We start from the raw sequence: 12,330 nt of genomic DNA on the forward strand, positions 1-12,330 counted from the left end.
GGTTAAAGGGGAAGGGGACGATACAGAACTTTTTCCCCTTTCCCCTTCCCCTTTTCCCGACTTATACAAGAAGTTTATTATGGGTATCTTGCTACGCGCAGCGTCTCATAAAAAGCTGTTTGATTTCGAGCAAGTAAATTTTCATCCAGAATTTCTATAAGGAACAAATAATCTGTCCATCAGCGTCTGTCTTTATATCTGTTTCAGAAGACATATACTAAATTAATTCCAACTGGTGAAGTCATGGAATTATATATTTTATTGTCTATTAGTGACTAGACGCTATTTTTGAGTTATAAAACTCTTGATTAAGATTCCTCTATTACTATGAAATCCATGCTGAAAAACTACTTAAATAACAACCAAGCACGAATTTTTACTGCTTTGATTCTGACTGGAATTTTATCTGTTGCTAGTGGTTTAACGCTAATAAAAGATGCTAGTGGTGCTTCTGCTAACTTCTCCCTAGAAACAAGCAATGAAGTTCTCAAAGACAATATTAAACGAAGCCGCTTGCCACGTCCAGTAGCTAACGCAGTACTGCAAGATTTAGCCCGCAGACAGGGAATTTCAACCAGACAATTGCAAATTACTGATTATAATCAACAGACTTGGCGCGATGGCTGCTTGGAACTACCTCAATCTGATGAATTCTGTACCCAAGCGTTAGTTCCTGGTTGGCGGATTGTAGTATCTAATGGCAGACAAAATTGGGTTTATCATACTAATAGTAACGGGCGATCGCTACGTTTAGCTTCGGACAATACTCCCTCAAACAATCTACCAGATAAATTGCCTACGGCTGTAAAAAATGTTGTTTTGCAAGCCGCCTCCAGACGTTTGCAAGAGCCAATTTCTAAATTAACCATCATTGAGGCTCAACAGCAAACTTGGAGAGATGGGTGTTTAGAATTAGGTAATCCTAATGAACTCTGTGCCCAAGCTTTGATATCAGGCTGGGAGGTAGTTGTCCGTGGGGTTGACCAAACCTTGGTTTATCATACTAATGAAACAGGTTCGGTAGTCCGGCTGAATGAAAATACTAGCGAAAGTACGCTGTCTCCTGTGCAAATTCCAGCTAGCGAGTTACCGCCACCGTTAGATAGAGATATAGTATTTCGGCAAATCTCCAGTGGTGGTTTTGCTGGCAGAACTTACGAGACTGTTTTACTCAAAGATGGGAGATTGATTCGCGTGCGGATTGGTGATGCCAATGATTCTGAACGTAGTGTTCGCCGTGTTTCCAGGCAACAAGTCCAACAATTTCAAAGATATTTAGAACGTTCTAAATTTAGGAAATTCAAGAATCTGAGTTACCCAGCCCCCAGTGGTGCTGCTGACTATATCACCTTTACTCTTACAAGCGTTGAAGGTACGGTTCAGTACAACGATATTTCTCTCAATAACCTGCCAAAAGATTTACAAGCAGTAGTCAAAACATGGAATCAACTCACAGCTAACGCCCAATAAGAGACTTCCAAATAAAAAAATATCCCATCCCTACGGGACGCTACGCGAACGCTTTTAGGGCAGGGGGCAGGGGGCAGGGAGCAGGGGGAGAAAAAATCGTTTTGATGCGGTGAAATTGAATAATTTATTTCTTGGAAGTCCCTAATAAACTTCAGTGATGGGATTAAAACAATTCGTAATTGCTTGTGATGGTCATTATAAATTACGAATTAGTAATTAATTAAATAGCGATTGTTTTAGCGTTTACAATCTAAGCGATCGCTATTCTTGCTGATTGTTCATAATTGGATAATGTCTATAGCAAATGATGAAAAGGTTTGTCAAGTGGTGCGTTAATCCTACTTGGTGGAATATTCGCCAAAGTAAATCGGGGTTGTTTGCCGTTATAGTTACCCTGAGTTTGGTAACTACAGCGATGTTATCGTTCCCCTTAAAAGCTCAAATTATTCCTCAGAGAGCGTCATCATCTGAGTTAAGAGGGGTGTGGTTAACAAATATTGATAGTGATGTGTTGTTTGAGCGCGATCGCCTCAAGGGATCTTTGCAACGCCTTGATGAACTCAATTTTAACACCATATATCCGGCGGTTTGGAATTGGGGATATACATTGTATCCTAGCAAAGTTGCCCAAAAAGTTATCGGGCGATCGCTCGATCCCACACCCGGATTACAAGGACGAGATATCGTTAAAGAAATTGTCGATGTGGGACATCAAAAAGGGTTAACAGTCATTCCCTGGTTTGAATTTGGCTTCATGGCACCAGCAGATTCCCTATTAGCTAAAAATCGTCCCCAATGGCTCACCAGTCGCAGCGATGGGACGCGGATTGTTAAAGATGGGAAAGATAATCGCGTTTGGCTAAATCCCTTTCGCCCGGAAGTACAACAATTTATCCAAGATTTAATCATTGAAATTGTCAGAAATTATAATGTCGATGGCATTCAATTTGATGATCATTTTGGCTTACCATCAGAATTAGGATACGATGCTTACACAGTGGCACTTTACAAAAAAGAACACCGTGGGAAAGCTCCCTCCAAAGACTTTAAAGATCCAGAATGGGTGCGCTGGAGAGCTAATAAAATTACCGACTTTATGAAACGGGTATTTACAGCAATTAAAGCGACTAAAAAAAATTGCCTAGTTTCCGTTGCTCCTAATCCTCAACGTTTTTCCTACGATTTCTTCTTAGCAGACTGGCAGAAGTGGGAACGGATGGGAATTATTGAAGACTTAGTTTTGCAGATATATCGGGATGATTTGAATGTTTTTATCAGCGAATTAGAGTATCCAGAAGTAAAAGCTGCAAAAAGCCATATCCCCGTGAGTGTGGGTATTTTGGCTGGGTTGAAAAACCGATCTATACCGATGCAACAAATTCAGACACAAGTGCAAAAAGTACGCGATCGCAATTTTGCCGGAGTTTCTTTCTTTTTCTATGAAACCCTCTGGAATATGAGCAAAGAAAAACTCCAAGAACGTCAAACTGCCTTTCAGAAAATCTTTCCCACACCAACGGCTTACCCGAACCTGCTAGCCGGTTGGAAGCCGTTCAGTTAATTTTCTGGCGTTGCATAGTTTGCAACGCCTATTTTCCTAACAAACTGTTGGTGAACAATTTAACGTACAAAATTCATTCTGCATTCTGACTCCTGACTCCTGAATTCTGTTTGGATAAACACTATCCTATTCCCAAACGCCCAGCCAAGCCAGGAGTCAGGGGTAGAAGCGTGGTAATCATCAAGAATAGAGCCAAAAGACCTAAAGCGGCTCTAGCATCATCAGGTTCAGTGATTTCATTCAAACTGGGGCGTTCTTGATCCCGTTGCAAGAAGAAAATCACGATCGCCCAATACATGGCAATCATATTACCAAGAGACACAAGCGCTAGTAAAATTAAAGTTGCGATCGTAGCGCGTCCTGCGGTTTTGCGTCCATAAATTGCCTGAACAATGCGGCCACCATCTAGTTGTCCTGCGGGCATTAAATTCAAAGCGGTAATTATTAATCCCAACCAACCAATTATTACTAGGGGATGAACGCTTACTAGAGGCGACTGCAACGCCGAACCAAGGACAACTCGCGCCAAGCTTCCTACCAAAATCGACCCTTGGAAAAACTGATTGGGTAATTGAAATAAACTACCTGGGTGGGAAATTAGTAAGCCTGTCACCAGCATTAACAAAGAAACAATACCACCTGCGGCTGGCCCTGCTAAGGCGATATCAAATAATACCTTACGGTTGGGTAACAGAGATTCAAAGCGGGTAATTGCACCAAAGGAACCAATTTGCACAGCCGGTAGAAAGAAGGGCCAGCTAAGGCGAATTTTGTGGCGTTTAGCAAGTAACCAATGACCGATTTCGTGAGCTACTAAAATTGCAAATATTCCAGCACCTATGGGCAAAGCTTCTTGAAACCGCCCTGGATTGCCAAAGAAATCAAAATTCAGCAATAAGCCCGCAGCTTCTAAATTTGTGGCAATGGTTGCTATCAATAGAATACCTGCAAAAGCTTTTTGTGATAACAACATCGGGCGGGGATCATTTCGGCTTGGTAAAACAATCACTACTGGTCTACCATCCGTATTTTCCACCAAAAACAAGCGATATTGCTCACCAAGACGTTGCTGTAAACTAGCAGTTAGACGATTGTGAGTTTCTTCCGGTTCTCCCCGCAAATTGCCTTTGAAAATTGCTCCATCTTGGTAGGCGATGGTTTCTGTGGCAAAAAATGTATCGATACCAAAGATACCTTTAATTGCATTCAAGTCTTCTTCTGGTATCGGCGGAATTTCCGCTTTCAGTTCTCCTACTTTTGGTTGTGGAGAATTTGCTTCAACTAAGGAATCAGCAGCGAGTCTTTCTGTTGCACGTTGCTTGAGAATAGTATCTTGCCCAGCAGCGCGTAACTGTCTGCCCAAGTAGATGTACAATCCTGCGGAAGTCACTACTAACAACAATATACCCGCTATATTGATGTAAATTCCTGCGGCAAACAATCCAAAAAACAGGAGCCAGGGAGTCATCAGCACCACCGACTGTAACCAGGCTAAGATTCCCAGCTTACCAAAAGGTCTGGCGCGATAAAAGCCCCAGCCCAAAATTCCTAAAGCCACCAGTAGGGTTGTTGCCAGGATAGAAGTTTCTGATAAAGTAAACATCTCCAAACCTTTGCTATTGAGACTAAGCCAGAACAAGTCCGGTATTGCAGATACACTTATTAATGTATAACGCCGCTTGTCGTCTGCCCAAATTATGCGGTTTTGCCTAGTGGCTGCTCACTCCGCCTATAGCCAAGTTTAGAGACTTTACTTTCTTCGCCTAAATGGATGGGCTGCGTCTATTTGATGCAGCCCAGTTTAGTACTATAGGACTCATATTTGATTTTTGAACAAAACTCAGTACACCTTTATTCCTTCTTCCCAGTCCTCAGTCCCCAATCCCCAGTCCCTTACCTTTACAAGTGATTCAGAAATCAAATAGTAATCCTATATATAGCTTATGAAAGTACTGGTTGTGCTTCCAGTTTCTCGGCTTTTTGCTTGAAGACAGTTGGTACTTCTGAACTGAACGCCTCACCTTGAACCACTTCTGAACGGAAACCATCAACGCCAACTGGAACATCACCAGTAATGGTGGTGCGATAGAGAAGACGCTCAACATCCAAATGATCCAAATCTTGAGGGGCTAAATGCACTGTGGCGCGGTTGTCCCAGAACGCGATATCACCATTATTCCAACGGAAACGGGTGGTGTAAGCAGGCTTGGTGACTTGGTTAAAGAACAACTCTAGCAACAGTTTGCTCTCTTGTGGTGATACGTCAACAATGTGTGAGGTGAAACCAGGGTTAACGAACAACGCACGCTCACCAGTCTCAGGATGAACTCTGACTACTGGGTGGATTGAGACTAAAGGATTGACAGCAATACGCTCGGCGAACTTGCTGCTAGACTGATGCCTACCTCCATTGAAGCGATGTTCAGCTTTCAATGTGTCTGCTAGCGCCCGAAGAGGTGCTGAAAGACCCTCATAAGCTGCAACTAGATTACTCCATTGGGTGTCACCACCGAAGCTAGGAACATTAACTGCACGTAGAATTGACGCTGCTGGTGGGTTGACAGCCGCCGTTACGTCTGTATGCCAAGGGCCTCCACTGCGAAAACCATATTGCTTTTCATAGAGCCTACGGTCTACGGGTTTAATCTGGGGAAATCCCGGAACTGGTTCAGGTTCTCCGAGGGGATGGGCGAAAGTCACTTCGCCAAAACGAGATGTGAACTCAACCTGGGCAGCATGATCGATGTTCTGACCACGAAAGAATACAACTTTCCACTTCAATAGTGCTTTACGGATTTCTTTAACTTGATCGTCAGAAAGAGGACGCGAAAGATCCACGCCGCTAATTTCAGCACCAATGAAACCAGCTACTTGTTTGACTTCAATATGCTTGTAGCCCATATAGACTCTCCAAAATATTCATCAGGTGATGTTTGTACTCGCCCCTTTCTTTGGAATATTGCTTGCAGCTGATAGCAATATTCCAAAGAAAGCAGTCGTAGTTTTTACTATAATACATTAAGTCGATCAATTTACCGGAGTATGCAATGACTATATTTTTAGACTGCTGGAACAACGGGAATGTGAAAGTGCGTAGTTTACCGCCGTAGGCATCGCCATATTTATCTAAGCTTATTCAAGACTTAGCCAAAAACCTGATTGGGCATTCAGAACGGAATACAGAGTACGCTTTATCGCAGTTCCAACTAGAGCAAATATTATTTCGCAATGCTTAATGTTTGAAAAACTAACAATTAGTGTATCATGTTAGCAGTAATTTGCTGTACGCATTCTTTGTATAGGAATCCGGTTTGATTTGGAGAAAATATCCGTAGGATGTGTTAGCGACAGCGTAACATATCAAACCCGTGATAATAGTGCGTTACGAACTCCGTTCTAACACACGCTACAATACCTAATTTCGTTCAAAAATCAAATAGTAATCCTATATATATTTATGCAAATATCTACTGCATAAGTAGCCATCATGAACTGTGTAGACCAGGACAGATGATAAAGAGACTAGTACAGCAAAGCGGAATTCAAAATTAAAACCTCTTAGTGGTGAACGGGCTAGGGACTCAGCACCCTACTACCGTTAACAGAACTTTTCCAAGTCAAATAGATGAAGTAGGAGGACAAGGAATTGCTAACAGCCTATAGTGAAAATGAACTGCAATTAACTGCTGACGTACTGGTAATTGGTGGTGGGCCTGCCGCAGCATGGGCAGCATGGGCAGCCGCATCACAGGGTGTCAAAGTAATCATTGTTGATAAAGGTTTTTTGGGTACGAGCGGTGCAGCAGCAGCTAGTGGCAATGGCATCATGGCTCCTTCTCCAGAGAATTGGGACAAAGTTTTATCGGAGCGTTATCGCGTCGGAAAAAACCTAGCTAACTTACGTTGGATTGAACGTGTTATCGAAAAAACTTGGCTGAGTTTGCCCCTAGTGGAAAAGTGGGGCTATCGTTTCCCCAAAGAAAATGGGGAATCTGTGCGTCAGAGTTATTATGGCCCTGAATATATGCGGATACTTCGCAAAAACCTCTTGCGAGTTGGGGTTCAGATTCTCGACCAAAGTCCGGCTCTAGAGCTTTTATTGGCTGATGACGGCTCAGTAGCTGGAGCAAGAGGTGTGCAGAGACAACATCATCGTACCTATATTGTTCGTGCTGGTGCAGTAGTCCTGGCTAATGGCGGTTGTGCATTCTTGAGTAAAGCATTAGGATGCAATACGAATACAGGTGATGGAATGCTGATGGCAGTAGAAGTTGGCGGCGAACTCTCCAGTATGGAAGCTTCTAATCACTATGCCATCTCGACTGCTTTCAATGCCACAGTAACACGGGGGGTTCCCTTTGGTTGGGCTAGTTACAGCGATGAAGCAGGTAACGATCTTGGTGGCTATGTGAATGGTCGGCGCGATCCATCGTTCCTTCCCAATGCCCTCTTGAAAGGCTCAGTTTATGCCCGTTTGGATCGAGCTACACCAGAAGTCAAGGCAGTAATTGAAAAGTCTCATTTCATCTCTTTTCTACCCTATAAAAAAGCTGGCATTGATCCCTATACAGAACGAGTACCTGTAACACTGATTTTAGAAGGTACAGTTCGTGGGACAGGTGGAATTCGGATTGTGAATGATAGTTGCGGAACAAAGGTTCCTGGCCTCTACGCCGCCGGTGATGCTGCATCGCGGGAGTTTTTAGCAGGTTTAGCTTCTGGGGGTGGTGGCCCTAATGCTGCCTGGGCAATCTCCACAGGACAATGGGCTGGAGTTGGCGCGGCTGCGTTTGCCAAGAGTCTGGGCGCTCATCCTCATGAACGGGTGGCGCATCCTGCTGGTGAAGCCGGATTGCGATCGCCTACGGTGGACAAAACGCCATCTTCCGAATTTGATAGCGAAGCGATCGTGCGCGGTGTACAAGCGCAGATGTTTCCGTTAGAGAAGAATTACTTGCGTTCTGAGCAGGGACTCCTGGATTCTCTCGCCAAACTAGAGACGCTGTGGCAGCAGGTACGGGGGAACCCGAAACAAGATACAGTGCGCGATGTAGAATTTTCTCGGCGAGCGGCTGCTCTCACGGCTGTAGCGCGATGGGCATATTTTAGCGCTTTACATCGCACCGAAAGCCGCAGCGAACATATTCGTATGGACTATCCCGAAACCGATCCAAATCAGCGTTATTATCAAGCAACCGGCGGCTTAGATCGTCTATGGGTGAGGCGTGATTGGCTAACGGATGCTCCTGCTATACCAGCAGTACCAACCACTCAAATCACACCCTCTGTATCAAAGTTGTAGCAGGAGCATTATCATGATCGAGCTTGTCAGCCATAAACTCTGTATCAATTGCAACGTGTGCGTCCAAGTCTGTCCTACCAATGTCTTTGAGTCTGTACCTAACCAACCGCCTGCGATCGCTCGGCAAGAAGACTGTCAAACTTGTTTTATGTGTGAGGCATATTGCCCTGCGGATGCACTCTATGTTGCGCCCCAATCTCATACCAATGTTGCAGTCAATGAGGATGATTTAATTGAAAGTGGCATCATGGGTGAATATCGTCGCATCTTAGGTTGGGGATATGGCAGAAAAAACAATAGTGAATTGGATACTGCTTATCAACTACGCCAACTACCGCGCCCCTATCAAAGTTAATTTCGGTATTTAATCGAAGTCGCTAGCGCACTCAATCTGCTTATGCTGCTCATTACCCACTCCCAACCCCACCCTGCTAAGATTCACTTCTAAACCAAGTCAGCATTCAAAACCGAGAGGGATGAGAGGGATACTCATCCCCCTAACTTTTGGCAATTCCCCATCCCCCATTCCCAATTTCCCAATTGCCTAGTAGTCTGCCAACCCAAAAATGCGCTTGTGAGGGCTGGGGAAAGGGGAAAGGGAAAAGGGTAAGGGATTTAAACCCTTTCCCCCTTCGCCCTTACCCTTTACCCCGCCAAGTTCCCTTGGCGTACTACTAGAGTCAAAAATTGAGGGATTGAAACCCACAAAGATAGCTTTTGCCTGTATATTTGCGGTTCCTAACCACCCTTTTTACTAAATCCGCCTTCCCGAGTCCGTAATTCTGCAATCATTTTGCAGTAAAATTAATCGTCAAGATAGAGGAGGGCTTTCAGATGACTCGTGTCATCATTGTGCGCCACGGTCAAAGCGGTTATAACACCGAGCGGCGTATTCAGGGACGCACTGATGCGTCAACATTAACCGAGAAAGGTCGTAACGATGCTAGTAAAGCTGGCAAAGCCCTCAGCAATATTGTATTTAATGCTATTTATAGCAGTCCCCTGCAACGAGCGAAACACACAGCAGATATTATCCATAGTCAGTTAGCTACTCATGCTGAACAGTCTGCTGTAATCCAAGTTTCAGATTTACTACTAGAAATCGACCTCCCTTTATGGGAAGCACTGTTAACTGCTGAAGTCAAGCAGAAGTTTACCGAGGACTACCGCACTTGGCATCAACGCCCTGACGAACTGCGGATGCTGCTAAATGATGCACAAGGGACAAGAGAACATTTTCCTGTTCTTGCTTTATACGAACAAGCGCGGCAGTTTTGGCAAGAAACTTTGTCCGACCATCAAGGCGAAACTATTCTGATAGTGGGGCATAACGGCATTAATCGGGCCCTGATTAGCACAGCTTTGGGAATTCCTGCAAGTCGCTACCATTCAATCCAGCAATCTAACTGTGGCATCAGCGTACTTAATTTTTCTGGGGGATTAGGCGAACCAGTCCAGCTAGAATCCTTAAATCAGACGCAACATACAGGAGAGACTTTACCCTCGTTGCGACCAGATCATCAAGGAGTACGGTTGTTGCTAGTGCGTCACGGCGAAACCGACTGGAATCGCCAAACTAGGTTTCAAGGGCAAATTGATGTCCCTCTCAACGACAACGGTAGACAACAGTCGCAAAAAGCAGGCGAATTTCTTAAAGAGATAGCGATTGATTTTGCTGTCAGCAGTACAATGCTGCGCCCTAAAGAAACAGCAGAAATTATCTTAAAACAGCATCCTAATGTAGAGTTAGACTTGCAAGATGGTTTAAGAGAAATCAGCCACGGACTCTGGGAAGGAAAATTAGAAACAGAGATAGAACAAGAGTTTCCCGGAGAGTTGCAGCGCTGGCGTTTAGTACCCGCCGAAGTGCAAATGCCTGAAGGGGAAAATTTGCAAGAGGTATGGGAACGCAGCGTTGCAGCTTGGCAATCAATTGTGGAAGCAGCATTAACTAGTCAATTTAAAACTGTATTAGTGGTAGCGCATGATGCTACTAATAAAACTCTACTTTGTCACATTCTGGGTTTATCGCTCGAAAATTTCTGGAATTTCCGTCAGGGTAATGGCGCAGTCAGCGTTATCGATTACCCTTCTGGAATCGATGGTTTTCCAGTATTACAAGCGATGAATATCACCACTCACTTCGGTGGAGGCGTACTAGATAAAACAGCAGCAGGAGCTTTGTGAGTGCTGAGTGCTGAGTAAAGAGTAAAGAGTGAGGAATAAAGTTAGGAGTGAAAAAGTATGAGTGATGAATAAAGTTAAAAATGATGAGCGAGGAACAAATAACTAATAACTCCTAACTCATAACTAATAACTCCTAATTCCTAACTTTATTCTTAGCTTCTAACTAAAAAGTTTTATGGCTGAACTGCTGCAAAAAGTACGGGTGATTGACCCAGTTTCTAAAATCGACGAACTCTTTGATGTGCTGATTGCTGATGGTTATATTAAAGAAGTAGCTTCACACATTGCTGATATTCATTCCGATACTCAAATTAGAGATTGCCAGGGATTAGTTCTTGGGCCTGGGTTAGTGGATTTGTACAGCCACTCCGGTGAACCAGGGTTTGAAGAACGTGAAACCCTCTTGTCTCTTTTACAAGCTGCTGCTGCTGGCGGCTTTACCAGAGTTAGCATTTTACCCGATACATCTCCAGCTATTGATAACCCTGCACTTGTGGCACAGTTGCAGCAGAAGAGGGCTGAGGGGCTGAGGAGCAGAGGGGCTGAAGGGCTGAGGAGCAGAGGGGTAGAGGAGAATTTATCTCCCTTGCTCCCCTGCTCCCCTGCTCCCCTGCTTCATATCTGGGGCGCTATCACCCTAGATGTTGCTGGGAAGCAAATGACGGAATTAGCAGATTTAGCGTCTGCTGGAGTGATTGGTTTTAGCGATGGTAAACCTTTTGAAAATTTGGCGCTGGTGCGGCGAGTGTTAGAGTATCTCCAGCCGTTGGGTAAACCAGTTGCATTTTGGCCTAGCGATCGCCAGTTAACAGCAAATGGTGTAATGAGAGAAGGGCCAGATGCTCTCCGTTTTGGTTTACCACCCATACCCGCCAGCGCAGAAACCACTGCGATCGCAGCTATGATTGAATTGGTTGCAGCCATCGGTACACCAGTCCATATCATGCGCGTCTCCACATCTCGCAGTGTGGAATTAATCGCCTCAGCCAAAGCTGCTGGTTTACCCATCACCGCCAGCACCACCTGGATGCACCTTTTACTTGACACAAAAGCAGTTAAGAGTTATAATACCAGCTTGCATTTAGACCCGCCTTTAGGCAATCCCAGTGATATGGCGGGATTGCGTGCAGGGGTACGTACAGGGGTGATAGATGCGATCGCGATCGATCACACACCCTACAGCTACGAAGAAAAAGTCCAAGCCTTTGCCGAAGCGCCTCCAGGAGCAATTGGTTTAGAGTTAGCATTACCTTTGTTATGGCAATATCTAGTTGAAACTGAAGAATTTACCGCTTTAGAGTTATGGCGGGCATTGAGTACTAGTCCAGCAGGGTGTTTGGGGCAAGAAGTCAGTGCGATTCTTCCTCACCAACCAGCAGAACTTACTCTATTTGACCCCCAGCAAACCTGGAAAGTCGAGCGAAAAAGTCTTTATACACTTTCACAAAATACACCTTGGTTAGGACAACAATTGAAGGGTCATGTTGTGCAAACCTGGTGTTGAAAAAATTGTACTTCGTGGTTAAATTCATCTTGTCAAATATTTAACTTTATAAAATTCCATGAATATAGTGCAAATACAGTTCAGATAAGACCAAAGCACTTGTAGAGACGGCGATTTATCGCGTCTCGAAAACCAAAATTTTTTTACCAATAGCCCTTAACTGAACCGTATTGGAATATAGTGTTTTATGATAAAAAATACTAATTTTGCTATAAATTGTGTGAGCGTGTAAAAATTTTAATCATCTTAAGATAGATTGCCCTCGCTGCTTAAATTGGTAAATTAAGAATTGATGTAAAGCAGAAA

At 44.1% G+C, this 12,330-nt stretch carries 8 protein-coding genes; 6 read left to right on the forward strand and 2 right to left on the reverse strand.

The window, feature by feature from the left end:
• The first annotated feature begins 327 nt into the window (after positions 1-327).
• Positions 328-1,470, forward strand: a complete 1,143-nt coding sequence (locus RMZ41_RS06680; RefSeq protein WP_322640248.1) for a hypothetical protein — start codon at positions 328-330, stop codon at positions 1,468-1,470.
• A gap of 307 nt (positions 1,471-1,777) precedes the next feature.
• Positions 1,778-3,031 (forward strand): glycoside hydrolase family 10 protein, encoded by a 1,254-nt coding sequence (locus RMZ41_RS06685; protein WP_409874860.1) that lies wholly within the window; start codon positions 1,778-1,780, stop codon positions 3,029-3,031.
• A gap of 121 nt (positions 3,032-3,152) precedes the next feature.
• Here the strand turns inward: RMZ41_RS06685 and RMZ41_RS06690 are convergent, their stop codons facing one another.
• Both RMZ41_RS06690 and RMZ41_RS06695 read right to left on the reverse strand, forming a co-directional pair.
• Positions 3,153-4,634 (reverse strand): site-2 protease family protein, encoded by a 1,482-nt coding sequence (locus RMZ41_RS06690; RefSeq protein ID WP_322640246.1) that lies wholly within the window; start codon positions 4,632-4,634, stop codon positions 3,153-3,155.
• 338 nt (positions 4,635-4,972) lie between these two features.
• On the reverse strand, positions 4,973-5,932 hold the full coding sequence (locus RMZ41_RS06695; protein WP_322640245.1) for a TauD/TfdA dioxygenase family protein: 960 nt from the start codon (positions 5,930-5,932) through the stop codon (positions 4,973-4,975).
• A gap of 745 nt (positions 5,933-6,677) precedes the next feature.
• Here RMZ41_RS06695 and RMZ41_RS06700 point away from each other — a divergent pair.
• The 4 genes from RMZ41_RS06700 to RMZ41_RS06715 all read left to right on the forward strand — a co-directional run bounded on the left by RMZ41_RS06700 (position 6,678) and on the right by RMZ41_RS06715 (position 12,024).
• The gene (locus RMZ41_RS06700) at positions 6,678-8,333 is read left to right on the forward strand and encodes an FAD-binding protein (RefSeq protein ID WP_322640244.1); all 1,656 of its coding nucleotides are present in this window, start codon (positions 6,678-6,680) and stop codon (positions 8,331-8,333) included.
• 13 nt (positions 8,334-8,346) lie between these two features.
• On the forward strand, positions 8,347-8,688 hold the full coding sequence (locus RMZ41_RS06705) for a 4Fe-4S binding protein (RefSeq protein ID WP_322640243.1): 342 nt from the start codon (positions 8,347-8,349) through the stop codon (positions 8,686-8,688).
• A 479-nt stretch (positions 8,689-9,167) separates the two neighbouring features.
• Entirely contained in the window at positions 9,168-10,520 is a 1,353-nt protein-coding gene (locus RMZ41_RS06710) for a histidine phosphatase family protein (RefSeq protein ID WP_322640242.1), read from the forward strand.
• Between the two features lie 175 nt (positions 10,521-10,695).
• A complete protein-coding gene (locus tag RMZ41_RS06715; RefSeq protein WP_322640241.1) occupies positions 10,696-12,024 on the forward strand; it encodes a dihydroorotase in 1,329 nt (442 codons plus the stop codon).
• Positions 12,025-12,330: the final 306 nt, after the last annotated feature.

The sequence above is a fragment of the Nostoc sp. DedVER02 genome (genome assembly GCF_034530675.2).
GTDB lineage: Bacteria > Cyanobacteriota > Cyanobacteriia > Cyanobacteriales > Nostocaceae > Nostoc.